At 73.7% G+C, this 23,528-nt stretch carries 23 protein-coding genes; 10 read left to right on the top strand and 13 right to left on the bottom strand.

Annotated elements, in window-relative coordinates; genetic code table 11:
• Positions 1 to 42 precede the first annotated feature (42 nt).
• Both ACFVDM_RS24400 and ACFVDM_RS24395 read right to left on the bottom strand, forming a co-directional pair.
• Positions 43 to 534 (bottom strand): cupin domain-containing protein, encoded by a 492-nt coding sequence (locus ACFVDM_RS24400; protein WP_383643841.1) that lies wholly within the window; start codon positions 532 to 534, stop codon positions 43 to 45.
• A gap of 122 nt (positions 535 to 656) precedes the next feature.
• Complete coding sequence (locus tag ACFVDM_RS24395; RefSeq protein WP_383643838.1) at positions 657 to 1,328, bottom strand: winged helix-turn-helix transcriptional regulator; 672 nt, start codon at positions 1,326 to 1,328, stop codon at positions 657 to 659.
• 84 nt (positions 1,329 to 1,412) lie between these two features.
• Here ACFVDM_RS24395 and ACFVDM_RS24390 point away from each other — a divergent pair, with 84 nt between their 5' ends.
• Entirely contained in the window at positions 1,413 to 2,624 is a 1,212-nt protein-coding gene (locus ACFVDM_RS24390) for a pyridoxal phosphate-dependent aminotransferase (RefSeq protein ID WP_383643835.1), read from the top strand.
• Between the two features lie 458 nt (positions 2,625 to 3,082).
• Here the strand turns inward: ACFVDM_RS24390 and ACFVDM_RS24385 are convergent, their stop codons facing one another.
• Positions 3,083 to 3,814: a hypothetical protein gene (locus ACFVDM_RS24385; RefSeq protein WP_383643832.1), complete on the bottom strand. Its 732-nt coding sequence runs from the start codon at positions 3,812 to 3,814 to the stop codon at positions 3,083 to 3,085.
• Between the two features lie 169 nt (positions 3,815 to 3,983).
• Between ACFVDM_RS24385 and ACFVDM_RS24380 the strand changes: the two genes are divergently transcribed.
• Positions 3,984 to 4,493 (top strand): DUF3574 domain-containing protein, encoded by a 510-nt coding sequence (locus ACFVDM_RS24380; RefSeq protein ID WP_383643829.1) that lies wholly within the window; start codon positions 3,984 to 3,986, stop codon positions 4,491 to 4,493.
• Between the two features lie 106 nt (positions 4,494 to 4,599).
• Here ACFVDM_RS24380 and ACFVDM_RS24375 read toward each other — a convergent pair whose 3' ends face one another.
• On the bottom strand, positions 4,600 to 5,145 hold the full coding sequence (locus tag ACFVDM_RS24375; RefSeq protein WP_383643826.1) for an HXXEE domain-containing protein: 546 nt from the start codon (positions 5,143 to 5,145) through the stop codon (positions 4,600 to 4,602).
• Positions 5,146 to 5,257: 112 nt separating this feature from the next.
• Between ACFVDM_RS24375 and ACFVDM_RS24370 the strand changes: the two genes are divergently transcribed.
• Both ACFVDM_RS24370 and ACFVDM_RS24365 read left to right on the top strand, forming a co-directional pair.
• A complete protein-coding gene (locus ACFVDM_RS24370; RefSeq protein ID WP_383643823.1) occupies positions 5,258 to 5,848 on the top strand; it encodes a TetR/AcrR family transcriptional regulator in 591 nt (196 codons plus the stop codon).
• A gap of 68 nt (positions 5,849 to 5,916) precedes the next feature.
• A complete protein-coding gene (locus ACFVDM_RS24365) occupies positions 5,917 to 6,225 on the top strand; it encodes a hypothetical protein (protein ID WP_383643820.1) in 309 nt (102 codons plus the stop codon).
• Between the two features lie 20 nt (positions 6,226 to 6,245).
• Here the strand turns inward: ACFVDM_RS24365 and ACFVDM_RS24360 are convergent, their stop codons facing one another.
• The 3 genes from ACFVDM_RS24360 to ACFVDM_RS24350 form a co-directional block, all read right to left on the bottom strand.
• Positions 6,246 to 7,532 (bottom strand): SWIM zinc finger family protein, encoded by a 1,287-nt coding sequence (locus tag ACFVDM_RS24360; RefSeq protein WP_383643817.1) that lies wholly within the window; start codon positions 7,530 to 7,532, stop codon positions 6,246 to 6,248.
• Positions 7,529 to 10,471 (bottom strand): DEAD/DEAH box helicase, encoded by a 2,943-nt coding sequence (locus ACFVDM_RS24355; RefSeq protein ID WP_383643813.1) that lies wholly within the window; start codon positions 10,469 to 10,471, stop codon positions 7,529 to 7,531. The genes ACFVDM_RS24360 and ACFVDM_RS24355 overlap by 4 nt, the downstream gene beginning before the upstream one ends.
• A gap of 198 nt (positions 10,472 to 10,669) precedes the next feature.
• Positions 10,670 to 11,608: a slipin family protein gene (locus ACFVDM_RS24350; RefSeq protein ID WP_383643810.1), complete on the bottom strand. Its 939-nt coding sequence runs from the start codon at positions 11,606 to 11,608 to the stop codon at positions 10,670 to 10,672.
• Between the two features lie 270 nt (positions 11,609 to 11,878).
• Between ACFVDM_RS24350 and ACFVDM_RS24345 the strand changes: the two genes are divergently transcribed.
• Positions 11,879 to 12,220, top strand: coding sequence for a hypothetical protein (locus ACFVDM_RS24345; RefSeq protein ID WP_383643807.1), 342 nt, complete (start codon positions 11,879 to 11,881; stop codon positions 12,218 to 12,220).
• A 55-nt stretch (positions 12,221 to 12,275) separates the two neighbouring features.
• Here ACFVDM_RS24345 and ACFVDM_RS24340 read toward each other — a convergent pair whose 3' ends face one another.
• Positions 12,276 to 12,971 (bottom strand): class I SAM-dependent methyltransferase, encoded by a 696-nt coding sequence (locus ACFVDM_RS24340; RefSeq protein WP_383643804.1) that lies wholly within the window; start codon positions 12,969 to 12,971, stop codon positions 12,276 to 12,278.
• Positions 12,972 to 13,049: 78 nt separating this feature from the next.
• On the bottom strand, positions 13,050 to 14,240 hold the full coding sequence (locus tag ACFVDM_RS24335; RefSeq protein ID WP_383643971.1) for a PucR family transcriptional regulator: 1,191 nt from the start codon (positions 14,238 to 14,240) through the stop codon (positions 13,050 to 13,052).
• 204 nt (positions 14,241 to 14,444) lie between these two features.
• On the opposite strand from ACFVDM_RS24335, the gene ACFVDM_RS24330 reads away from it, so the two are divergent.
• From ACFVDM_RS24330 to ACFVDM_RS24320, 3 genes are read left to right on the top strand one after another with little or no spacing between them, the layout of a single operon-like run.
• Positions 14,445 to 15,359 carry an SGNH/GDSL hydrolase family protein gene (locus tag ACFVDM_RS24330; RefSeq protein ID WP_383643801.1) on the top strand — a complete coding sequence of 305 codons (915 nt, stop codon included), beginning with the start codon at positions 14,445 to 14,447 and terminating at the stop codon, positions 15,357 to 15,359.
• Positions 15,360 to 15,362: 3 nt separating this feature from the next.
• A complete protein-coding gene (locus tag ACFVDM_RS24325) occupies positions 15,363 to 17,354 on the top strand; it encodes a hypothetical protein (protein ID WP_383643798.1) in 1,992 nt (663 codons plus the stop codon).
• Between the two features lie 38 nt (positions 17,355 to 17,392).
• A complete protein-coding gene (locus ACFVDM_RS24320) occupies positions 17,393 to 18,469 on the top strand; it encodes a tyrosine-protein phosphatase (RefSeq protein WP_383643795.1) in 1,077 nt (358 codons plus the stop codon).
• A gap of 52 nt (positions 18,470 to 18,521) precedes the next feature.
• Here ACFVDM_RS24320 and ACFVDM_RS24315 read toward each other — a convergent pair whose 3' ends face one another.
• Positions 18,522 to 19,676 (bottom strand): ADP-ribosylglycohydrolase family protein, encoded by a 1,155-nt coding sequence (locus ACFVDM_RS24315; RefSeq protein ID WP_383643793.1) that lies wholly within the window; start codon positions 19,674 to 19,676, stop codon positions 18,522 to 18,524.
• Positions 19,677 to 19,720: 44 nt separating this feature from the next.
• Between ACFVDM_RS24315 and ACFVDM_RS24310 the strand changes: the two genes are divergently transcribed.
• A complete protein-coding gene (locus tag ACFVDM_RS24310; protein WP_383643790.1) occupies positions 19,721 to 20,014 on the top strand; it encodes a DUF6343 family protein in 294 nt (97 codons plus the stop codon).
• Between the two features lie 67 nt (positions 20,015 to 20,081).
• Here the strand turns inward: ACFVDM_RS24310 and ACFVDM_RS24305 are convergent, their stop codons facing one another.
• The 3 genes from ACFVDM_RS24305 to ACFVDM_RS24295 form a co-directional block, all read right to left on the bottom strand.
• Positions 20,082 to 20,450 (bottom strand): tetratricopeptide repeat protein, encoded by a 369-nt coding sequence (locus ACFVDM_RS24305; RefSeq protein ID WP_383643787.1) that lies wholly within the window; start codon positions 20,448 to 20,450, stop codon positions 20,082 to 20,084.
• 106 nt (positions 20,451 to 20,556) lie between these two features.
• Positions 20,557 to 21,162 carry a dephospho-CoA kinase gene (coaE, locus tag ACFVDM_RS24300; RefSeq protein WP_383643784.1) on the bottom strand — a complete coding sequence of 202 codons (606 nt, stop codon included), beginning with the start codon at positions 21,160 to 21,162 and terminating at the stop codon, positions 20,557 to 20,559.
• 45 nt (positions 21,163 to 21,207) lie between these two features.
• On the bottom strand, positions 21,208 to 22,146 hold the full coding sequence (locus tag ACFVDM_RS24295; protein ID WP_383643781.1) for a PAC2 family protein: 939 nt from the start codon (positions 22,144 to 22,146) through the stop codon (positions 21,208 to 21,210).
• A 333-nt stretch (positions 22,147 to 22,479) separates the two neighbouring features.
• Here ACFVDM_RS24295 and ACFVDM_RS24290 point away from each other — a divergent pair, with 333 nt between their 5' ends.
• Entirely contained in the window at positions 22,480 to 23,442 is a 963-nt protein-coding gene (locus ACFVDM_RS24290; RefSeq protein ID WP_383643778.1) for a right-handed parallel beta-helix repeat-containing protein, read from the top strand.
• Positions 23,443 to 23,528: the final 86 nt, after the last annotated feature.

Here is a 23,528-nt window from a genome sequence, read left to right as displayed (position 1 = left end):
CGCGGGACGCCGCCGGTACCCCGTACGCCCCGGCGCCCGGCGTCACTTCCCGCTGCCGCAGTCCGCCGCGTCGGCGTCGTCGGAGAGTTCGCTGCCCTCGGGCAGCAGATAGGTCACCCACAGGACGACGGGCTCGCTGCCCAGGTTCTGTCCGACGTGCCGGTGCTTCACGCCGGACGGCTCGATGAAGGAGGTCCCGGCGGGGCTCACCTCGACCGCGCAGTCGTCGAGGGTCCGGGTCAGCGTCCCGGACTTGACCACCGCGATCAGCTGGCCCCGGTGGGTGTGCCAGCCGGTGGAGCCGCCCGGCTCGATGGTGATGGTCCGGAAGGTGACGTCGGTCCGGCCCTTCGGGGTCTTCACCTTGAGCTTCCCCGCCGAGGTGCCTTCCGCCACCACCGTGCCGCTGACGCCGCTGCCGGGTGTCGCGACGGCCGACGCCGGCACCAGCCCCAGCGCCGCCACACAGCCCCCGACGAGCAGTGCCGTGCCCAGCCGTCCCGGCCGGCTTCTCGTTCCACTGCTTCTGCCCATGGCCACTCCTCTGGTTCGTTGTCCCGGACATCCCAAATGACCGGACACTACCCCGAGGCCGACCGCGCGAATCCCGCCATCGCGGACGCAGCTTTTCCGCCGTACCCGGACACCCGTTCGCCTCAGTCACCGCGCAGCCCCACCGCCAGCGGTCCGTCGCCGGACACCTCGATCCGGCCGTCCTTCACGGCCTCCGCGAAGGTCAGTTCACCCCGGCCCAGCGCCAGGCACAGCTCCGCGTCCAGCGCGATGCGGGCGTCGGCGCGCTCGGCCGGGCCGTCCCCGTACACCGGCTCACCGGCCGCCGGCCGCCCCGTACGGACGTGGAACTCGCCCTCGTCGAGGTGCACGTCGACCACGCCGCCGGCGATCGCCACCCCGTCCAGGACCCGGAGCAGCGGCAGGGCGAACCAGTGCGCCCGGACCGCGTCCGTGGGACGGCGCTCCGCGAGCGCCGGCGCCCCCCACTCGGCGAGCGCGGCGAGGACGGGCAGCAGCCCGTGGCCGCGTTCGGTGAGCGCGTAGACGGTGGCGGCGGCGGGTGGGGGCAGTCTGCGGCGGACGACGAGACCGCTCTGCTCCATGTCCTTCAGCCGCGAGGCCAGGACGTCCGTGCTGACGCCCGGCAGATCGGCGTGCAGATCGGTGTAGCGGCGCGGGCCCGCCAGCAGTTCACGGACGATCAGCAGGGTCCACCGGTCGCCGACCGCGTCCAGGGCCCGCGCCCCGGCGCAGAACTGGTCGTAACTCCGGCGGCGGGCCGGGCGGGCGGGGGGCTGTGGCTGACGTGGCATGCGACGCAGTCTAGACATGTTGTTGGACTTTCCAAGCCCGAGCTTGGTAAAACCAAGTATCGCAATCGGGTCGGGAGGCACGGCATGGAGTTCCGCCAGTCCAGCAAGCTCAACGAGGTCTGTTACGAGATCCGGGGCCCGGTCATCGAGCACGCCAACGCGCTGGAGGAGGCGGGTCACAGCGTGCTGCGCCTGAACACCGGCAATCCGGCGCTCTTCGGCTTCGAGGCGCCGGAGGAGATCGTCCAGGACATGATCCGGATGCTCCCGCAGGCGCACGGCTACACGGACTCGCGCGGCATCCTCTCGGCCCGCCGGGCCGTGGCGCAGCGCTACCAGGCGATGGGGCTGACCGATGTCGGCGTCGACGACGTCTTCCTCGGCAACGGGGTGTCCGAGCTGATCTCGATGGCGGTCCAGGGGCTGCTGGAGGACGGCGACGAGGTGCTGATCCCGTCCCCCGACTATCCGCTGTGGACCGCGGTGACGACGCTGGCGGGCGGGAAGGCCGTGCACTACACGTGCGACGAGTCGGCGGACTGGAACCCCGATCTGGCCGATATGGCCGCGAAGATCACCGACCGCACCCGGGCCGTCGTGATCATCAATCCGAACAACCCGACCGGTGCCGTCTACCCGCGCGAGATCCTGGAGGGCATCCTCGATCTGGCCCGCAGGCACGGTCTGATGGTGTTCGCCGACGAGATCTACGACCAGATCCTGTACGACGACGCCGAGCACCACAGCGTGGCGGTCCTCGCCCCCGATCTGGTCTGCCTCACCTTCAGCGGGCTCTCCAAGACGTACCGCGTGGCCGGGTTCCGCTCCGGCTGGATGGTGGTGTCCGGCCCCCAGCAGCACGCGCGCAGCTATCTGGAGGGGCTGACGATGCTGGCGTCGATGCGGCTGTGCCCCAACGCGCCCGCGCAGTACGCGATCCAGGCGGCGCTCGGCGGCCGGCAGTCGATCCGGGAGCTGGTGGTGCCCGGAGGCAGGCTCTACGAGCAGCGCAACCGGGCCTGGGAGAAGCTGAACGAGATCCCCGGGGTGTCCTGTGTGAAGCCGAAGGGCGCGCTGTACGCCTTCCCGCGCATCGACCCGAAGGTGCATCCGATCGTCGACGACGAGAAGTTCGTCCTGGACCTGCTGCTGCGCGAGAAGATCCAGGTCGTCCAGGGCACCGGTTTCAACTGGTCGCGGCCCGACCACTTCCGGATCCTGACCCTGCCGCACGCCGACGACCTCGACGCGGCGATCAGCCGTATCGGACGCTTCCTGGCCGGGTACCGGCAGTAGGCGGACGGGCCGGGGGCCGTCCGCGCATCGGCCGGGAAAAGGAGCGGACCCGGGGGCGTAGCCGGCCCCCGGGCCCTGTGATTGCCGCCTGTCTCGCACGCCGGCACTTTTAAAGGTCCCGTGTCAGTTTGATGTCGTCGCGTCCTGCCTTTAGACGACCGCGGACCGAAGCTCCACGGGCCGGAGTCGAACCGGCATCTCGACGCCCACGGGCACGGGCCCGGTTGATCCGGCGATAGGCGGCGCATGCTGAATCTGGAGCAAGAGTCTGAGATTGATCGCGGCCGCCTCTGCCATTTGGGCCACCCCGGCCCGTATCCGTACGAGAAGTACGGAAGTGCCGGGGGGAGGACTCGAACCTCCACATGCACCGCGTCGTCACGACAAACTTCAGTGTCAGCTTTGCGCTCCTCGCGCACCCCGGTGGCTTCGACAGCCCCCGGGGAATCCATGGTCGGTCACCCGAACAGGTAACCGAAGACCGCGTCACCCACCCGTCGGTCCGTCACCTCCACGCCGTTGGCCTCCTCGCGGGCGAACTTGACCGCCTGCTGGAGCTTCTCCACCCGGTCCAGCAGCTCGTTGATCCGCCGCGCGGGCAGGGCTCCGGAGAACTTCACCGTCGTCCAGTACCCGATCGGGACGTCCTCGTAGTAGACCTCGACCTGGGCCGGGTGCTTCTCGGTGGCCTCCGCCTTCACGTGGTTGCGGGGCACCTTCTTCGTCCGCAGGGTCCGCACCGGCTCGGTCTTCCAGGCGTCCGTGGACGGGTCCTGGCTCCACGCCTCGGAGGCGTCGAGCACCGGCAGCTTGCGCACGAAGGTGTTGAGGTCCGTGAGCTGCTTCTCCAGGAAGAGGAGGTACGAGACGGGCACCGCGCTCACCAGCACGCGTCCCTCGACGGTGATGTCGGCGCGGGCCTCGCAGTTCGCCCAGTCCTTCGTGGCGGTGACGTCGAAGAGCCGGGTCAGGGTCGCCGCGGTGTCCCGCAGCACGTCCTCGGCCTTGACCTGCACCAGGGTCGACTCGGGCGGCAGCTGCTCGCCCTCCTCGTCCTTCGGCTGGTACGTCCGGGAGATCCCGGCCAGCAGACCGGCCTTCTGGAGGCCGTGATGCGCCGCCGTCAGGTCCTGGTGAGCCTTGGACTTGACGCCCTTCTCCACTGCGATGATCTGATTGAGTTTCGCCACGTCAGGGACGCTAGCAAGGTCAACCCTGGGGCCACCAACGGTTTTTGCCCGCCCGATCGGGTGGATTCGGTGCGCCGTCCCCGCCGGGGCGCCTCCGGGCCGGTGCGGCTTGCCACAGTGGGCCGCGCGCCCGCGCGCCCCGCCCGCACCCGGAACGAAGGGTTCCCCCATGCCCCGCACCCACCTCCTCCCCCGCACCGACGCCCGTCCGCGTACGCGCCGCGCGGCCCTCGCCGCCGCCACGGCCGGGCTCGCGGTCCTGGCCGCCGGCACGCCCGTCGCGTACGCCACCCTGGGCACCGACTCCCCCGCCGACCCACGCCCCGCGACGTCGACCGCCTCGCGCGGCAAGGCGTACATCGAGACGCGGCTGCTGTTCGGCACCGAACGCCCGGACGGCGGACCCGCCGTGACGGACCGCCAGTTCATGGACTTCGTCGACGAGGAGGTCACCCCGCGCTTCCCCGACGGGCTGACCGTCCAGGACGGCCGGGGCCAGTGGCGGGACTCGCACGGGGTCGTCGAGCGCGAGCGCAGTTACGAGCTCACGCTGCTCTACCCGGCCTCCGAGGCGCGGCAGCGCGATCCGCAGATCGAGCGGATCCGCACCGCCTACGAGCGGGCGTACGCGCAGGACTCGGTGGCCCGAGTGGAGGAGCGCACGACGGTGGACTTCTGAGCCCCGGCCGGACCTGCGCACGCCCCGGCCTGCCCGGCGGACAGCCCGGCCTGCCCGGCGGACGGCCCGGCCGGACAGGGCCGACGCCGCACCCGCCCGCGTGGCGTCAGGCGTCCCCGTTCCGCGGTCCGCTCAGCACGCGGGCCGCGGCGTGCGCGCCCAGCACCGCGACGGGCAGGAGCACGAGACCGGCCACCGCGTTCCGGCCCCCGCCGGTCTCGATGCCGGCCGCCCGGAGCCGGCGCAGTGCCCACAGCGAGTACGGGACGACGACGGTCGGCGCGGTGACGACCCCCGGGGTGTAGCCGCCGTACGCCGCCGACTGCGCCACGTGGACCGCCCCGTGCACGCCGAAGCCGATCAGGACACTGCGGAAGAACGGGCTGCGTCCGCCGGTGCGCGCGCCGTCCGCGGCCGCGGCGGCGATCAGACAGCCCATCAGGCCGATGGCCGTGCCGACCTCGCGCTGGGTGAGGTCGGTGCGGCGCCAGACCCGCTCCGGCACCGCGGGCAGGCGCTTCCTGAGCTTCGGCCGCGCGCTGCGCAGCCAGCCCGTCGTCGTGACGATCTCCTCCAGGTCGTTGGCCGCCCAGGCGGCCAGCAGCCCCCAGGTCACCGCTCCGGACACCGGTGTTCCCGCACGTTCCGTCATGGGTACCCCCTCGGTCGTTCCCGCGGTGCTCCCGTTCCGGCCACGGGGCCGGGCAGCACCGCCGGAAGCATATAATGCAACGCAACGTCGCGTTGCATTTCTTGGAGGCACCATGCCGGACCCGACCGCGCCACACCGCCCCGGCAAGGGCCCCCGGGCCGCCGAGGCGATCCACGACGCCACGCTGCGCCTGCTGGCCGAGCGCGGGTACGCCGGGCTGACGATCGAGGCCGTCGCCCAGGAGGCCGGGGTCAACAAGACGACGATCTACCGGTGGTGGCCGTCGAAGGCCCCCCTGCTGCGGGCCGCGCTGCTGCACTCCCGGGCCCTGGACGTCTCGGTGCCCGACACCGGCTCGCTGCGGGGGGACCTGATCGCCCTCACCGGGCAGATCGTGGCGCTGGTGACGGGGGCGCGCACCCAGTCGCTCGTCCGGGCCATGACCGCGGGAACGGGGCTGCCCGACGACGAACTCGCCGCACTGACCCGCGACTTCTTCGCCGACCGCTTCTCCCGGGAGCAGCCGGTGTTCGCACGGGCCGTCGCACGTGGTGAACTCCCGCCGGACGCCGACCCGATGCTGCTGCTCGACCTGATCGCCGGAGCCGTGTGGATGCGGGCCCTGCTGCGGAACCTGCCCGTTCCGCCGGATTTCGCGGCGGCCGTCGTGGACGCGGTGCTGCCCGCCCGGCGCACCGGCTGAGCCATCGGGTACTGTGCCGCCTCCGGTGCCGGGGGGCACCGGACGCCGACCGGCAAGGAGCAGACCGCATGGGCGCGCCCGTACGACAGTTCACCGCGACGAACGAGCGGGGGGAGGCCTTCACGGTCAACCTGGAACGCGACTTCCGGTACGACCCCTACCGCGATTTCCTCGTCTGCGCCCACTGCGACTGGTCTCCGTCGCTCCTGACGACGCGGCGCATCGACGCCATGGCCGGGGAGCATCTGGCGAGCGCCCACGGCGCGGGCGGGGCGCTCGTCCAGCAGGAGGACGCGTCCTTCCGCAGGGCGAGACTGATCGTGCTGCCCCTCGTCGCCGTGCTGTTGATCGTGCTGCTGGTCGTCGCGAGCGGCTGACGGCGCACGGCCGGCCCGGGTCAGCCGGCGCCGGTCAGCTCCAGGAGCGCGCCCACCGGATCGGCGGCCGGGGCGGCCCTGGGCCACCATGCGTCCGCGCCCGGTTCGGACTCGTAGCCGTACCACCGGCCGTCGTGGCCGAAGCGCAGCTGGAGGGTGCCGCCGGGGTGGGTGAGGTGGTTGTGCCACGGCTGGAAGCGGGGCCAGCCGGCCGCCGCGAGGGCGGGGCGGGCCCGGTCGAAGGGACCGGCCGGGGGGTCCCAGGGCGTTTCCAGGACGGCCAGCCCCGCGGGTCCGCCCTGGCGCCAGGCGGCGACGGCGCGGGCCAGATCGGTGGTGGTGCGGCCGGTCGCGAAGGCCAGCTCCCGGTAGAGGGCGCGGGTGGTGGCGGTGAGTCCGGCCGTGGGACGGGCCGCCGCCTGCCGGACGGCGTCCTGCCAGGCGGTGAGCCCGGCCACCGGGTCGGTGCCGGTGGTGAGCAGGGCGTGGGCCCGCTCGGCGGCGTCGGTGGCCAGCTGGTCGAGTCCGAGGGGGTCCCGCGCGCCCGGCAGCTCCGGATAGGCGGGCGGGCGGCCCGGATGCGGGTCCACCGGAAAGGGCGCGGGCAGCGGCGGCAGGAAGCGGTCGGCGTAGGCCTCGTCCGCGGACACGGAGGGGGTGGCGGGCGCGGCGGGCCGCTCGCGCGCGGAGTGTGCCGCGTTGCGGTGGCCCAGGTCCGCCAGCAGTTCGCGCTCGCCCCGGCCGCGGAGCAGCAGCAGGACGAACGGGTCGGCGTCCAGGAGCCGGGCCGTCTGGTAGCAGAGGGCCGCCACGTGCTTGCAGGGCCGGCCGCGGTCGGGGCAGGTGCAGGTGGGGTCCAGATCGTCGGCCGCGGGGAGCAGCGCGATGCCCTGGGCGGCGGCCGTGTCCGCCAGGGAGTGCGGCATCTCCTTGGCGAGCAGGGCGGCCAGGTGCCCGGGGCGCTCGGCCACCGCGCCGAGGAAGGTCTCCCAGTCGGGGTCGCCGAGGGTGCGCAGCCGCAGCTCGGCGCGGTAGGGGCGGGGGCGGCTGCCGTGCACGTACGCCACGACGCGGCCCGGGGTGACGGTGATCGCGGCGACGTTCCCGCTGTCCGCGTACGCCCGCCCACGGGCCAGCCTCGGGCCGTCCGTCGAGCGGGATTCCAGGGCCGTCACCCAGGCCCGGCCCCACCAGCTGTCCGCGAACGGCTCGTCGTCCCCGGTGGTGCGGGCGGGCACGGCCTCGAAGGTGCGCCGCAGGTCGTCGGGGCCCGGCCGGGGGCGGACGGCGGGCGGGCGGGGACTCATGACGGCCTCCGGAGGGAGACGAGGTCGGCCAGGTCGCGGTCGCTCAGCTCGGTCAGGGCGGCCTCCCCGTGGCCGAGCACGGCATCGGCGAGGGCCCGTTTGGCGAGCAGCATCTCCCCGATGCGGTCCTCGACGGTGCCCTCGGCGATCAGCCGGTGCACCTGGACGGGCTGGGTCTGGCCGATGCGGTAGGCCCGGTCGGTGGCCTGCTCCTCCACGGCCGGGTTCCACCAGCGGTCGTAGTGGACGACATGGGAGGCACGGGTGAGGTTGAGGCCGGTGCCGGCGGCCTTGAGAGAGAGCAGGAAGACGGGGACCTCGCCCGCCTGGAAGCGGTCCACCATCCGCTCCCGCTCGGCCACCGGTGTCCCCCCGTGCAGCAGCTGGGAGGGGATCGCGCGGGCGGTGAGATGGGCGGAGAGCAGCCGGGCCATCGTCACGTACTGGGTGAAGACGAGCACCGAGCCGTCCTCGGCGAGGATCGTGTCGAGGAGTTCGTCGAGGAGGGCGAGCTTTCCGGAGCGCCCGTGGAGGCGGGCCGGCTCCTCCTTCAGATACTGCGCGGGGTGGTTGCAGATCTGCTTGAGCGAGGCGAGCAGCTTCATGATCAGGCCGCGCCGGGCGATGCCCTCGGACGCCTCGATGTAGGCCATGGTCTCGCGGACCGTGGCCTCGTAGAGCGTGGCCTGTTCCCGGGTGAGGAAGACCGGGTGGTCGGTCTCGGTCTTGGGCGGCAGCTCCGGGGCGATGCCGGGGTCGGACTTCCGGCGGCGCAGCAGGAAGGGGCGGACCAGCCGGGAGAGCCGTTCGACCGCTTCGTCGTTGGCGAGGCCGGCGGCGGTGCCGGTGTTCTCCGCGGCGCGGGCGTGGCGGGCCCGGAAGGCCTTGAGGGGGCCGAGGAGCCCGGGGGTGGTCCAGTCGAGGAGGGCCCACAGCTCGGAGAGGTTGTTCTCGACGGGGGTGCCGGTGAGGGCCACGCGCGCCGGGGACGGGATGGTGCGCAGCGCCTTGGCGGTGGAGGAGTGCGGGTTCTTCACGTGCTGGGCCTCGTCGGCGACGATCAGCCCCCAGCGGTGGGCGGCCAGCTCGGCGGCGCTGGAACGCATCGTGCCGTACGTGGTGAGGACGAAGCCGCTGTCGGGGTCGGCGAGGGTGCGGCCGGTGCCGTGGAAGCGGCGGACGGGGACGCCGGGGGCGAAGCGGTTGATCTCCCGGTGCCAGTTGCCCAGCAGGGAGGCGGGGCAGACGACCAGGGTGGGCGCGGGGTGGGCGCGGTGGAGGTGGAGGGCGATGAGGGTGATCGTCTTGCCGAGGCCCATGTCGTCGGCGAGGCAGCCGCCGAGGCCGAGCGAGGTCATCCGGTCCAGCCAGGCCAGTCCGCGCAGCTGGTAGTCGCGGAGGGTGGCGTCCAGGCCGGGCGGGGGCGCGATCGCGGCGGCGTCGTCGGTGATCCGGGCGCGCAGCTCGGCCAGGGCGCCGACGGGGACGGCCTCGACCTGCTCCCCGTCCACCTCGGCGGTGCCGGTCAGGGCGACGGCGAGGGCGTCCACCGGGTCGAGCAGGCCCAGCTCCCGTTTGCGCGCCTTGCGGACGAGCGCGGGGTCGACGACGACCCACTGGTCCCGCAGCCGCACGACGGGGCGGTGGGCCTCGGCGAGCACGTCCATCTCCGCCTCGGTGAGCTTCTGGTCCCCGAGGGAGAGCTGCCAGTCGAAGGAGAAGAGCTGATCGGCGTCGAAGAAGGCGGTGCCGTCGGTGGCGGTTCCGGGTGCGGGGCGCACGACGGCCGCCGCGGTGAGGGAACGGGCCAGCTCCCTGGGCCAGTGCACGCTGACCCCGGCCGCCGCGAGCCGCGCGCCGGCCGTGCCCAGCAGGTCCTGGAGCTCGTCCTCGGCGAGGGCCAGCACATCGGGGACGGGCTGCTCCAGCAGTCGTTCCAGCGGGGGCCAGACGCGGGCGGCGCGGCGCAGCGCGAGAACGGCGTCGATCCGGGACCGGGGGCCGAAGGGCTCGCCCGCGGTGCCGTTCCACAGGGCCGCGGCGTCGACGACATAGGTGGGGTCGGCGAGGCTGTGCACCTGGGCGACGGCCGCCCCGGCGTGCCGGGCGGGAGGGGCCCCGGCTTCGGTGGCCTCCGGTGCGTCGCCCCCGTGGGCCCGGGTGGTGTCGAAGAGTTCGTAGGCCGAGAGGTCCAGGCGCAGGGACACCCGCACGCCCGCGTCGAGCCCGGAGGCGACCTCCACGGCCCATTCCCGGGCGCCGGGCAGCTGCCGGCCGTCGCGGGCGGCGAAGGGGGCACCCATGGCGAACGCGGCGGCGGGGGTGCGGGGCAGGGTGTCGGCGACCGCGTCGAGGAAGGCGGAGACCAGGGCTTCGGGGTCGGGGAGGCGGAGCGGGGAGCGGCCGGGGACGGGCACGGCGTGGCCCTCGGGGGGCAGGGCCGCCGCGACGGCGCGCAGATGGGCGACGTCCTCGGCGTCGCGCGGTCCGGCCCGCCAGGCGTCGTGGTCGTCGGCCGTCAGTCCGGGGAGCAGCCTGCCCCGGGAGACCAGATGGAGCGCGTGGAGCGCGGCGGCGCCCCAGCAGCGGGCGGCCGGGTGGGCGGAGCGCAGATGGCGGGCGCGGACCAGCAGGGGCAGGGCCTCGGCGACGGGCACGAGCACGGCGGGGACGCTGTCCGTGCGCGGGCCGCCTCCACCGTCCGGGCGGCGGACGACCGTGATGCCGGCGACGCGGACGCCCGATCCGTCGGCCTCAGCCGGCTCGGCCGCCTCGTCGGCGCGCGCTCCCCAGATGCCGTCCGGGTCCACCGGCGCGTCTCCCTCGGGGTCCCAGAACGCGATCACGCCCCGCCGCGGCAGCGGGTCGGGCAGGAAGACGGCGGCGCGGCGCAGCAGCCGGCCGACGGCCGCGTCCCGCGACGACGGTGCGGTGTCCACCCTGTCTCCCTCCGGTCCCGGTCGGGCCCGCCGGGCCCGTGCGTCCTGTTCTCCGTGCCTGGTCAGCGCGGACGTCCTCGGAAACACTCCGACTGGCGAGTCTAGGCGGGGGGTCCGACAACGGTCCGGCCGCCGCCGGACCCGCAGCTCGTACGGGGCCGGCGGCGGCCGGGTTCTCGGGGCGGGGCCCGGACCGTGTCAGTGGCGGACGAGCGGGGGCGAGGGCTTCGGCGCCACGGTCCCCGCGCGGTTCGACCTCCCCGCGGTCCCGCGGGGCTTCAGGTGCACCCTGGGGTTCGGGGACCCCGCGGAGGCGCGGGGGCCCGGACGGGGCGCGGGCGGCTTCTCCGGCGAGGCGGCCGGCTGCGGGGTCTGCGCCTGCTGGGCCCGTTCCAGGAAGCGCAGCAGCTCCACCGGGAACGGCAGCACCAGCGTGGAGTTCTTCTCCGCCGCCACCGCCACCACGGTCTGCAGCAGCCTCAGCTGGAGGGCCGCCGGCTGCTCGGACATCTCGGACGCCGCCTCCGCCAGCTTCCTGGACGCCTGGAGTTCCGCGTCGGCGTTGATGACCCGGGCCCGCCGTTCACGGTCCGCCTCGGCCTGCCGCGCCATGGAGCGCTTCATGGTCTCCGGCAGCGAGACGTCCTTGATCTCGACCCGGTCGATCTGCACGCCCCAGCCGACGGCCGGGGAGTCGATCATCAGCTCCAGGCCCTGGTTGAGCTTCTCGCGGTTGGAGAGCAGATCGTCCAGATCGCTCTTGCCGATGATGGAACGCAGCGAGGTCTGGGCCATCTGCGAGACGGCGAACCGGTAGTCCTCCACCGCGACGACCGCGCTCGCCGGGTCGACCACCTTGAAGTAGATGACCGCGTCCACGCGCACGGTGACGTTGTCCCGGGTGATGCCGTCCTGGGCCGGCACCGGCATGGTGACGATCTGCATGTTGACCTTGCGGAGCCGGTCGATGCCGGGGACCAGCATGGTGAACCCGGGGCCGCGCACATCGTCGCGGAGCCGCCCCAGCCGGAGCACCACGCCTCGTTCGTACTGCTTGACGACGCGCGCCGCCGCAGCCGTGTACACGGCGACCGCCGCGATGGCCGCGATCACCGCGATCAGGAGCACCTGGACCATGACGGCCCCCTGCCAGCCGGAGGAACCGGCACACCGGAGGTACCGGAACGTACGCCTCACGCCCTCTCGGGCCTAATACCACGGTATGCCCCATTCGGACACCGGGCGAACGGCTGCCCGTCCCGCCGTCCCCCGCCCGGCGGCCTCCCGGATGCCGGGCCCGTCGGCAGCGGGCAGGGTGACCAGCGTCAGCACGTCCCGCCGTGGCCCACGGGGAGGCGTGACGGAGTGCGTACGGATGAGCCGGACGAGACAGACGAGGACCCGCCCATGCCCGTGATCGACCACCGCCGCCGTCTCGGCGTCGCCGCCCAGGCCGTGCTCCTCACCCTCACCGTCGCGGGCTGCTCGGGCCTCGGCCGGACCGCGGTCGGCCCGGTCACCTACACGACGGAACGGGATGCCGTGATCCAGGTGAACAGCCCGTCCGTGAAGGGCTGCCACCGGCTCCTGCCGGGTGCCAAGGAGGTCTCCAACGGCACGCTGATCGACATCATCCTGTACCGCACCCGGGACTGCACCGGGCCGGGCACGACCTATCTCGCCACCACGTTCTCCGACGTGAACCCGCCGAGCCAGATGCCCTGGCGCAGCTTCAGCACCGTCCACTGACCGAGGAACGGCAGACGTCCCCGGGGCCCGCCGCACGGCGGGTCCCGGTCCGGCGTCACACGGGCAGGGCGCGCACCCACACCCCGTCGTCCGTGAGATAGCGGTCCACCCGCAGACCGGCCGTCTCCAGATGGCCCTCGAACTCCTCCCGCGTCAGAGGGCGCGCGAGGAAGGTCTGGGTCCACCGGGCGTCGTCGAAGTCGTACTCCGCGCGCACCGAGCGCACGCCGTCGCCGACCGGCTCCGAGGAGACGATCCGGACGGTGTACCCGGCGGGGTGGACCCGCTCGCGCGGCAGGTCCGCGTGGTAGTCCTCGCCCTCGCGCTGGAGCAGGACCACTCCGCCCTCGCGCACATATCTGCGGCAGGTGCGCAGCAGCCCGTCCCGGACGCGGGGGTCGCCCGCGTGGACCAGGAACGAGGCCAGCATCACCACGTCGAAGGTCTCGTCGCCGAGGTCGAGGGATTCGATGGGGCCGCACACCGTCCGCGCCCCGCGCACCCGCTCCAGCATTCCCGCCGACTCGTCCACCGCGGTGACGTCGAAGCCCCGGGCGAGGAGGGGATGGGTGACCCGGCCCGCTCCGCAGCCCAGTTCGAGGATGCGCGCGCCGGGCGGGACCGCCGCGGCGACGACGTCGGGTTCGTCACCGACGGCCAGGCGCGCGTACAGCTCGACGGCGCAGCCGTCCGGGGTGATGTCGCCGGGGCCCGTCCCTGAATATCCCTCACGTACCAGTCGTCCGCTCATACCCGGCCGAACGAACGGTCGACCGACGGCGTTCCCTCCCCCGGGCCGCTTCCCCCGAAGGAGGAGTTCCGCCGCGGGCTACACGGAACGGCGGGCGACGAGGGCCGCGTTGAGGTGCTGGAGGTCTGCGGGCCGGGCCGGGGAGAGGCCGGTCAGTCCGTTGATGCGGCGGATCCGGTAGTCCACCGTGTTGGGGTGGACGTGCAGGGCGGCAGCGGCGGCCCTGCGGTCCAGGCCGTGGGCGAGATACGTCTCCAGGGTGTGCAGCAGCTCGGGTTTGGCCTCCAGCGGGGAGAGCAGTCTGGCCAGTCCGTCGAGGGCCTCGCTGGGCCGGCTCAGCTGGTACTCCAGCAGGACGTCGTCGAGCCGGTAGAGGCCCGCCGGCCGTCCGGTGCGGGCGACCAGTCCGACGATCTCCGCGTTGCGGGCCACGGCCGCCGGCACCGCCCCGGGCTCGACGGTCTCCGCCGCCGCGGTGACGGGCACCCCGGCCGCGAGGGCGGCCTCCTCGACCAGTTCGCACAGCCCGCCCGGCCCGTTCCAGGGCGGCGGCTCGGCCACCGGCAGCAGCACGGTGCCGCCGCCCGCGTCGAGCGCGGTCAGCGCCGGGACGCCGCAGAACCGGTCCAGCGCGGTGCGGATGCGCCGGATCTTGCGCCGGGCCGCCACATCGGCCCCGGACCCGGGCGGCTGCCCGCGCTCGTCGTCGTGCGGGTCCAGGGCGAGCGTCATCGTCAGATAGCGGGCGGCGGGCCGCAGTCCGGTGCGCCGGGTGAAGCGGTCCAGGTCCTCACCCGCCAGGAGGGCGGCCATCAGGGCGTGCCGTCCGCCGTGCTCCTGACTGTCCAGGATCTGCCGGGCCTCCAGGTACGCGCCGCTCACGGCGGAGGTCAGCTGCTGCTGGAGGACCATGATGCGGTCCATGATCTCCAGCACGGCGGGGAGGTCGCCGGGGCCCGCGTCCCGCGCGGTCTCCTCCCAGCACATGGCGATCCCCACCTGGTACGCGGTGAGGATGGCGTCCAGCGGCACGCCCTCCTCGGCACGCTGGGCGGAGGAGTCGCGCTGCTGGGCCAGTTCGGCGTCGGTGGCCGGTCTGCGCTGCTCGACGACGTCCGCGAAGAGCCGCAGATTGTGCTGGACGATGTCCGCGATGTCGCCCGCGATCTCCTCGTGGGGCAGTTCCGCGTAGACCGGCAGATCGCTCAGGAGCCGGGCGACGACCCGGGAGGTCAGGGCGGGGACCCGGGCCCGCAGCCGGCCGGCCACCCGGTGTCCGCCGATGCGCAGCGGCCGCGGCTCCGCGCCCCGCCGGGCCCCGGCCCCGTCCGCACAGGAGGACCGCTCTTTGTCACGCGTCACAAAAGCCCCCGTGGAAGTCTGCGTTACCCACCAGTTAAACGACGGCGTTCGAGTCTGCATGATGACCGGCGACACACGCCATGCCCCGCCCGCCCCACACCGGAGGACGCCGTGAACCAGTCGTACAGCAAAGCACTCTGTCGGATCGTCAGAAGTCGTGGCGCACGACTCTCGGTGGCGGCGGCGGCCCTGGCCGGACTGGCGGTCGGCACCGGGGCGCCGGGGGCCTCGGCGGCCACCGACGACGCCGTGTCCTATGTCGCGCTCGGCGACTCGATGGCCTCGGGCCCGCTGATCCCCGACATCACGGGCCCGGTCGCCTGCGGACGCTCCACGCACAACTACGCGCACGAACTGGCCGCGAGCATCGGGGCGTCGCTGCGCGACGTCACCTGCAGCGGGGCCAAGTCCAAGCACATGACGGAGAAGCAGTCGCTCTCCCTGCTGGACATCCCGATGGGTTCGGCGCCGCCCCAGTTCGACGCGCTGCGCGCGGACACCGATCTGGTGACCCTGACGATCGGCGGGAACGACGCCGGGCTGGTCGGCATCGCCCAGGACTGCATGCAGCTCGACCCCACCGCCACCCCCTGCAAGGACAAGCTGACTGAGGGCGGCGTCGACCAGGTCGCCCAGCGCATCGCCGAGTTCGGGCCGCGCCTCGGAGCCGTACTGGACGGCATCCACCAGCGTTCGCCGCAGGCCCGGGTCCTCGTCACGGGCTACGGCCTCTACATCAAGCCGGGCGGCTGCTGGCCGTTGCAACCGGTGCTCCCGGTGGACGCCGACTACCTCCAGGGCAGCGTCGACCGGATGAACGCGGTGATCGCCGAGCAGAGCGCCGCGCACGGCGCCGAGTACATCGACGTGGCCACGCCCAGCAAGGGCCACGACGCCTGCCAGGCGCCCGCCGACCGGTGGCTGGAGGGCTACGTCCCGACCGCGCTGGCCGCGCCGCTGCACCCGAACAAGCAGGGTGAGGCCGCCTACGCGCGGATCATCGGCGCGCACCTCCAGGGGAGCTGACCCGTGCGGCAGCGGATGCTCCACGGACTGCTCGCGGCGGCGCTCGGCGCCGCCGCGCTCCTCGCCCCGCCCGCCCACGCGGCCCCGGCGGCCCCCTCTCCGGCGCGGGGCTGCGACCCGCTGGCACCCGAGGAGTGTCTGCTGCCGTTCCCCAACGACTGGTACACCCGGCCGGACCCCCGCACCGACACGGGCCGCCGGGTGGCCTTCGACACCGCCGTGCTGCCCCGCCCGGTGACCGGGCTCCCCGTCGACCCCACGGCATGGAACCGGAGCGACGGCTTCTCGCCGGGCTCCACGCTCATCGCCCAGGTGCCGGGGCTCGACACGGAGACGACCGGTGCGGCGCCCCTCACCGACATCGGGCGCTCCCTCGACCGGGACGCCCCGGTCGTCCTGCTGGACACCACCACCGGCACCCGGTGGCCGTACTGGGCGGAGCCCGACTCCAACGCCACCGATCCGGCGCGGCGCGCGCTGCTGATCCACCCGGCGCGCAACTTCCTCGACGGGCACCACTACGCCGTGGCGCTGCGCGGGCTCAAGGACGGCGCGGGCCGGCTCCTGCCCGTACCCGGGGCGTTCGCGTCGGTGGCCGGGAAGCGGCTGCCCGCGCACCATCCGCTGCGCGCCCGGCAGGACGCGCTCGCCCCGGCCCTCAGGGCGCTGCGCGGGGCGGGGGTGAGCGGGGAAGGGCTCCAGCTGGCCTGGGACTTCACCGTCGCCTCCACCCGGAGTCTGACCGGTGACCTGTTCACGATCCGCGACGACGCGTTCCGCCGCCTCGGCGACCGCTCCCCCGGTTTCGCCGTCACCGGCGTCACCGACTTCACCGAGGCCCAGGACGCCAGGATCGGGCGCGAGGTCACCGGGCGGATCACCGTGCCCGGCTATCTCTCGCTGCCCGGCGGCCCGCCCGGCTCGGTGCTGAACCGCGACGGCTCCGGCGTACCGCGCCGGCTGCCGCTCTCCACCCAGACCGCCGGGTTCCGCTGCGAGATCCCGCGCTCGGCCTTCCGCACCCCGTCCCGTCCCTCGCTCTACGGGCACGGGCTGCTGGGCTCCCGCAACGAGGTGGGCGCGGGCAACGTCAAGGACATGGCCGCCGAGCACGGCTTCACCTTCTGCGCGACCGACTGGATCGGCATGGCCAAGGACGACATCCCCGTCGTCGTCGCCGCGCTCGCCGATCCGAGCCTCTTCCCGGCGGTCCCCGAACGCAGCGAACAGGGCATGCTCAACGCCCTGTTCCTCGGCCGCGCCCTGATCCACCCCCGGGGACTCAGCGCCGACCCGGCGTTCCGCACGGCCGACGGCCGCCCGCTCCTGGACGTCCGGCACGGTCTCGCGTACGACGGGAACAGCCAGGGCGGCATCCTGGGCGGCGCCCTGGTGGCCGCCTCGCCGGACATCCGGCGCGGGGTGCTGGGCGTCACGGCGATGAACTACGGGCTGCTGCTCAACCGCAGCGCCGACTTCGCGCCGTTCCAGCAGGTCCTGGACGTGGCCTACCCGGACAAGCTGCGCCAGCAGCTCGTCCTCCAGCTGTTCCAGATGGTGTGGGACCGCGGTGAGACGAACGCGTACGCGAACCATCTCACCGACCGCCACCAGGTGCTGATGCACATCGCGTACGGGGACCACCAGGTCGCGAACGCCGCGGCGGACGTGGAGGCGCGCACCATCGGCGCCCGGCTGGTGTCCCCCGCGCTCGCCCCGGGGCGGAGTCCGGACACCGTCCCGTACTGGGGCATCCCCCGGATCGACGCGGACCGGCTGCCCCACCGGGGCTCGGCCATGACGGTCTGGGACAGCGGCACCCCGACGCCCCCGCTCACCAACACCCCGCCCACCGGGCCCGCGTACGGGCACGACCCGCACGAGGACCCCCGCAACTCGCCCGCCGCACGACAGCAGAAGGCCACCTTCCTGACCACCGGCCGTGTCATCAATGTCTGCGGCACCACCCCGTGCACCGCCACCCCGACCTCCTGACGCCTCCCCCGCCCCACAGGGACCTGACAAGGAGCACCATGCGTACGCACCGCATCGCCGGAGCCGCCCTCGCGGCCGCCCTTCTCGCCGGTACGGCCCTGACCCCCTCGGCGTTCGCCGCACCGCCCGCGGCCGCCGCCACCGCCCAGGCCGCCGTCCCGTTCACCTCCGCCACCGCCGTGCGCGCGGCCGACGGCGGTCACACGCTGTCCTGGGCCTCCCCGGCCGCCTCGGTGACCGTCACCGCCGTCACCGCGCCGGACGCCACCACGGGCGTCGCCCTCGGCACGGCTCCCGGCACCGGCTCGCTGACCGTTCCGGCCGGAACGCTGCCCGAGGCGGGGCGCTGGTACTTCCGGCTGGTCCCGGACGGCGGCACTCCGCTGGTCGTCGCCGACCGCTCGCTCGGCCTGGAGTCCGCGCGCAACTTCCGCGACATCGGCGGCTACCGCACCACGGACGGGCGCTGGGTGCGCCCCGGGCTGGTCTACCGCTCCAACAAGCTGAACAAGCTCACCGACGGCGAACAGCAGCGGCTCGTCTCCCAGCGCCTCACGCTCGACATCGACCTGCGCAACATCCAGGAGCGCCTCGACGCCCCGGACCGGCTGCCGGCCGGTGTGACGTACCAGGTCGCCGACGTCGTCTCGCTGAGCCACGGCATCCGCTTCCACGACTCGGCGCTGATGACGCTGGCCGAGGCCCTCGCCGCCGGTCTCTTCTCCGGCTCCTCCGATCTGGGTCAGTCCATCGGCTACCCGTTCATGGTCAACTTCGTGGGCGCGGACTACGCCTTCCGGGATCTGGTGACCGCCGTCGCGAACAACTCCTCGGGGTCCACGGTCTTCCACTGCAGCGCCGGCAAGGACCGCACCGGCTGGGGCACCGCCGTCCTGCTCACCCTGCTCGGCGTTCCGCGCGCCACCGTCGAGGCGGACTTCCTGGCCAGCAACCAGTACACGGGCGATCCGAAGGCCGTCGAACTCAGCTGGCTGCGCGCGGCGTTCGACGAGGTCGACCACATCTACGGCGACTTCGACACCTATGTGCGCGACGGGCTGAAGCTCGACGCGGCGACGGTGCAGAAGCTGCGGGACAAGATGCTGACCGCCTGACCGGGCGAGCGGCGGGGCCGGTGACCGGGACGGTCACCGGCCCCCGGCCGTCTCAGCAGCCCGGGTAGCGCCCCCGCGGCCAGTCGACCGGATGCGTGAACTCCAGCGCCAGGTCGTCGGCCACCTCGGCGATCACCGCCCGCCCTTCGGTACGCACCAGCCAGGAGGGCGGCAGATGCTCCTCGCCGTGCCGGGCGCCGAGGAGGTTGCCGCAGACCGCGCCGGTGGAGTCGCTGTCGCCCGAGTGGTTCACCGACAGCAGCAGCGCCTGACCGGTCTGCTCGGGGCGGGGCAGGACGAGCGCGCAGTAGACGGCGATGGCCAGGGCCTCCTCGGCGACCCAGCCGGCCCCCAGGGTCTCGACCTTCTCGGCGCTCGGTGCGCCTTGCCCGGCCAGGTCCACGGCGGCCCGCAGCGCCGCCGTCGTCTCCTCGTGCCCGGGGTGGCGGGCCAGCAGGTCCATCGCCCGCAGCACGGCTCCGGGCAGCGAGTCGCCCTCCAGCAGATGGGCGGTGACCGCCGCCAGCGCCCCGGCGGCGTGGGCCCCGGTGGGGTGGCCGTGGGTGAGCTGCGCGCAGCAGGCGGCCAGGGCGAAGGCCTCCGCCGCGTCCTGCCCGGTCAGTCCGAAGGGCGCGGAGCGCATCACGGTGCCGCAGCCCTTGGATTCGCTGTTGACCGGTCCGCGTGCGCCGACGGGGGCGGCGGGGTCGGGGACGTGCCCGGAGGCGAGACCGGTGAGGCAGGCGTTCCCCGGGGCGCGACGGGCGTACAGCCAGGACTCGTGGCGCAGCCGGCCGGTGCGGATCTCGTCGTCGCCGCCCCGGACGGGCGGCGCGGGGTGGTTCTGGGTGTCCAGCCAGCGCAGGTAGGCGTTCCTGAGGACCGTGGTCTCGGCGCCGCCGATGCCCTTGGTCCGCGCGCGGACGTGCGCCCGGATCAGGCCCTCCGCGGTGAAGAGGGTCATCTGGGTGTCGTCCGTGATCCGGCCGGTGACCCCGTCCTCGTCGGGGGTGAGCCCCCGTACGCCCTCCTCGCCGTGCGCCCGGCGGATGCCGGCCAGGGACAGGAACTCCACCGGATTGCCCAGCGCGTCCCCGATCGCCCCGCCCAGCAGACAGCCGCGGATCCTCGCCCGGCGGCCTTCGGTGTTCCCCCACGCTGTGCCGTCCACGGCCCCGCCCCACTCTCTCCCGTCGGAACGCCGCATCGGTGGCGTCGTGGGTCCATGCTGGTAGGAGAGGCGAGGGAGCCATGCGTACCGGTAATGAACCGACGACCGCCCGCAGTCCTCTGCGGATGCGGCTCTGGCTGAGTCTATGGGGCCTGGCCTGGGCGGTCTTCGGTGTGACGGCGTTCGCCGTGACCGGCCGGCCCGGCTGGGCCGCGGCCTGCGGGGTCCTGCTCGTCCTGGTCCTGGTGGATCTGGCCGTGGTCGTCCACCGTCTGCACCAGGGGGCGCACTACCAGCCGGGCCGTACGGTCCCGCCGTACGAGCCCGACCACGGCGACGGGCGGACGCGGGAGGCGGGGAGGCGGCAGCCGTAAGGGCGCTGAGCGCCCGGGTTCGGCCCTCCGGACTCTCGGTCCTCCGGGCGCTCAGCGCTCCGGGCTCTCAGTCCTCCGGGTCGAAACGGGCCGCCCGCAGATACTCCGGGTTCGGGTCCAGCGCCGCCGCGAGCCGGAAATGGCGCCTGGCCCGCTCGGACTGCCCGGAGCGCTCGAAGGTGCGGGCCAGCGCGAAGTGCGCGAAGGCGTTGTCCGGCTCCCGCTCCAGCACCAGCTCGAACTCCAGCTCCGCCGGGCGCAGTTGCGCGGCCGCGAAGAAGGCGCGGGCGCGCAGCAGCCGGGCGGCGGTGTTCTCCGGGTGGTGGGCGATCACCGAGTCGAGCAGCCGCACCGCGCCCCGGGGGTCGCGCGCTGCCAGCAGGTGCTCGGCCGCGCGGAAGTCGATGACATGGGTTTCCGGGTTCCGTTCGGGCACAGTCGCTTCCTTCCTCGGCCACCGCGGGGCGCACGTCCCCGCCGACCGGTGAACGCCGCCCCGGCGGACGGTATTCCGGGGCGGCCGGCCGAACGGCCCGGACCGCTCAGCCGGTGGCCCCGGCCCGGCGGGTCAGCTCCGTCCAGACCTCGCGGACCCGGGGCTCCAACGCCTCGATGGGCCCGTCGTTGTCGATGACCAGATCGGCGACGGCCCGGCGCTGCTCCCGGGTGGCCTGGGCGGCCATCCGGGCCCGTGCCTCCTGCTCGGTCATGCCGCGCAGCCGGACCAGCCGGTCGAGCTGGGTCTCCGGCGAGGCGTCGACCACGACGACCAGGTCGTACAGCGGGGCGAGGCCGTTCTCGGTGAGCAGGGGCACGTCGTGGACGACGACCGCGCCGGGATCGGCGGCCGCCTCCAACTCGGCGGAGCGGGCGCCCACCAGCGGGTGGACGATCGCGTTGAGCGCGGCCAGGCGCGCGGGGTCGGCGAAGACGATCGCCCCGAGTCCGGGCCGGTCCAGGGTCCCGTCGGGGGCGAGGACCCCGGTGCCGAACTCCTCGACGACGGCGGCGAGCCCGGGGGTCCCGGGCTCCACGACCTCGCGGGCGATCCGGTCCGCGTCGATCAGCACGGCCCCGTAACCGGCCAGCAGCCGGGACACTTCACTCTTGCCGGCGCCGATACCGCCGGTCAGGCCCACTTTCAGCATGAGCGGCAGCTTAGGGGGTGGCACCGGGCCGGGGACCGGCGGCCGTCAGCCGTCCCCCTCGCGCTCGGCGAGGAACCGCTCGAATTCGAGGCCGATCTCGTCGGCGGAGGGCAGGTCCACGGGCTCGGCGACCAGGTTTCCGCGTGTCTCGGAACCGGCGACCGCGTCGTACTGGTGCTCAAGGCCCTCGACGAGCGCGACCAGTTCCTCGTCGCCCTGGTCGACCTGGCGGGCGATCTCCGTCTGGGTGCGGTGCGCCTCGGTGCGCAGCGCGTGGGCGACGGTCGGCAGGACGAGGCCGGTCGCCGCCGTGATCGACTCCAGCGCGGTGAGCGCGGCGTCGGGGTAGGGCGAGCGGGCGACGTAGTGCGGCACATGGGCGGCGACGCCGAGCACATCGTGTCCGGCCTCCATCAGCCGGTACTCCACGAGGGCGGCGGCGGAGCCGGGCACCTGCGCCTCGTCGAAGGGGCTGCGGTGGCCGGGCATCAGATCGGTGCGGTTGCCGTGCGGGGTGATGCCGACCGGGCGGGTGTGCGGGACGCCCATCGGGATGCCGTGCGCGGTGACCGAGAGCCGGACACCGAGCCGCTCCACGATCTCCTCGACGGCGGCGGCGAACCGCTCCCACTCGACGTCCGGCTCGGGACCGGACAGCAGCAGGAAGGGGGCGCCGGTGGCGTCCTGCACCACGCGGACCTCCAGCACCGGGGTCTCGTACGCCGACCAGCGGTCGCGCTTGAACGTCAGCAGCGGGCGCCGTGCGCGGTAGTCCACGAGACGGTCGTGGTCGAACCGGGCCACGACCTGGTGGGGCAGCGAGTCGATCAGCCCGTCGACGATCTGCTCACCGGTCTCGCCCGCGTCGATGTACCCCTCGAAGTGGTAGAGCATGACCAGGCCGGCCGACTCCTGGGCGAGCGCCATGTCGACGACAGCCAGGCCCTTCGGCTCCCATTCGTACAAACTCTGCGGATCAGGCACGGTTACCGCTCCTCCTTGTGTTCCTGAAGAAGAACGTCCCGAGGGGCGCGGGCATTCCCTTCCGTGCCCCTTCCCCTCACGTGTACCCACGCATCCGGGCGCGCAGTGCCCCGTATGCGAAGTGTGCGTCAGCTCCCGGCGTACCGAAGGGCGTTCGTCCGGCGGCCGCCCTCGCACCCTGGACACGCACACCGCGTTCCGGGCAATGGTCCAGACCTTGACATGAACACCCCCCGTCCCTACCGTCACTGGGCAGCGAAGTTCAGAGTCTCGCCCCACATTCATGTACGAGAACCTGCTGGACGCCCCTCTCACCCACGGGAAGGCACCCCCATGCGCACCCGCACGCTGCTCCCCGCCCTGGCCGCCGCCGCACTCGCCGCCACCGGCCCCGGCCTCGCCTCCGCCGCACCGGCGAACGCGGCCGCGGTCATCGAGGTGACGACCGCCTCCCAGCTCAAGGCGGCCCTCGCCTCGGTCGCCCCGGGCGGCACGATCCATCTCGCGGACGGCACCTACACCGGCAACTTCAAGGCGTACACCCCCGGCACCGCCTCCGCCCGCATCACCCTCACCGGCTCGGCCGGGGCCGTCCTCACCGCCGGCGGCGGCTACGGACTGCATCTCAACGGCGCCTCGTACTGGACGGTGAAGGGCGTCACGGTCACCGGCGGCCAGAAGGGCATCGTGACCGACGGCGCCGACGGCGTGGTCATCGACTCCGTGACCGTGCACGACCTCGACATGGAGGGCGTGCACTTCCGCTCCTCCAGCAGCGACGGCGTCATCCGCGCCTCCCGGATCTACGACACCGGGCACAACGGACGCGGCATGGGCGAGGGCGTCTACGTCGGCACGGCCGGGGACCTCACCGACCGCAGCGACCGGGTCCAGATCCTGGACAACGTCATCGGGCCCGGGGTCGGCGGCGAGAACGTCGACATCAAGGAGGGCACCACCGGGGCCCGCGTCATCGGCAACACCTTCGACGGCAGCGGTCTGACCGGCGCCAACTACGACGACTCCTGGGTCGATGTGAAGGGCAACGGTGTCCTCGTCGAGGGCAACCACGGCACCCGTACGACCAACAACGGCTACGAGACCCACACCCAGCAGAGCGGCTGGGGCTGCGGGACCGTCTTCCGGAACAACACCTCGGACCTGTCCGGCTCGACGGGCGACAAGCGGATCGCGTTCAACATCACCAACTACGGCGCGAGCTGCCCCACGACGGTCTACGCGAGCAACACCGTGACCGGCGGCAACGGACTGACCAACATCGCCGTCACCCCCTGATCCCCGGCCCCGGACGCGCGTGAGGCCCGCTCCCCGGAGGGAGCGGGCCTCACCCGTCGACTACCTACCGCGACCGGAGACCGGCC

The sequence above is a fragment of the Streptomyces sp. NPDC057682 genome (assembly GCF_042799575.1).
GTDB lineage: Bacteria > Actinomycetota > Actinomycetes > Streptomycetales > Streptomycetaceae > Streptomyces.
The sequence above is the reverse complement of the archived record's forward strand: the minus strand, read 5'-3'. Positions and strand labels throughout refer to the sequence as shown.

Bases quoted from the DNA above. Each gene is read 5' to 3' on its own strand.
- ACFVDM_RS24315 (WP_383643793.1), bottom strand. From the start codon at position 19,676: ATGCGGCGTTCCGACGGGAGAGAGTGGGGCGGGGCCGTGGACGGCACA.
- ACFVDM_RS24320 (WP_383643795.1), top strand. From the start codon at position 17,393: ATGCGTACGCACCGCATCGCCGGAGCCGCCCTCGCGGCCGCCCTTCTC.
- ACFVDM_RS24345 (WP_383643807.1), top strand. From the start codon at position 11,879: ATGCCCGTGATCGACCACCGCCGCCGTCTCGGCGTCGCCGCCCAGGCC.
- coaE (WP_383643784.1), bottom strand. From the start codon at position 21,162: ATGCTGAAAGTGGGCCTGACCGGCGGTATCGGCGCCGGCAAGAGTGAA.
- ACFVDM_RS24375 (WP_383643826.1), bottom strand. From the start codon at position 5,145: ATGACGGAACGTGCGGGAACACCGGTGTCCGGAGCGGTGACCTGGGGG.
- ACFVDM_RS24380 (WP_383643829.1), top strand. From the start codon at position 3,984: ATGCCCCGCACCCACCTCCTCCCCCGCACCGACGCCCGTCCGCGTACG.
- ACFVDM_RS24370 (WP_383643823.1), top strand. From the start codon at position 5,258: ATGCCGGACCCGACCGCGCCACACCGCCCCGGCAAGGGCCCCCGGGCC.
- ACFVDM_RS24360 (WP_383643817.1), bottom strand. From the start codon at position 7,532: ATGAGTCCCCGCCCGCCCGCCGTCCGCCCCCGGCCGGGCCCCGACGAC.
- ACFVDM_RS24365 (WP_383643820.1), top strand. From the start codon at position 5,917: ATGGGCGCGCCCGTACGACAGTTCACCGCGACGAACGAGCGGGGGGAG.
- ACFVDM_RS24350 (WP_383643810.1), bottom strand. From the start codon at position 11,608: ATGGTCCAGGTGCTCCTGATCGCGGTGATCGCGGCCATCGCGGCGGTC.
- ACFVDM_RS24390 (WP_383643835.1), top strand. From the start codon at position 1,413: ATGGAGTTCCGCCAGTCCAGCAAGCTCAACGAGGTCTGTTACGAGATC.
- ACFVDM_RS24340 (WP_383643804.1), bottom strand. From the start codon at position 12,971: ATGAGCGGACGACTGGTACGTGAGGGATATTCAGGGACGGGCCCCGGC.
- ACFVDM_RS24310 (WP_383643790.1), top strand. From the start codon at position 19,721: ATGCGTACCGGTAATGAACCGACGACCGCCCGCAGTCCTCTGCGGATG.
- ACFVDM_RS24290 (WP_383643778.1), top strand. From the start codon at position 22,480: ATGCGCACCCGCACGCTGCTCCCCGCCCTGGCCGCCGCCGCACTCGCC.
- ACFVDM_RS24400 (WP_383643841.1), bottom strand. From the start codon at position 534: ATGGGCAGAAGCAGTGGAACGAGAAGCCGGCCGGGACGGCTGGGCACG.
- ACFVDM_RS24395 (WP_383643838.1), bottom strand. From the start codon at position 1,328: ATGCCACGTCAGCCACAGCCCCCCGCCCGCCCGGCCCGCCGCCGGAGT.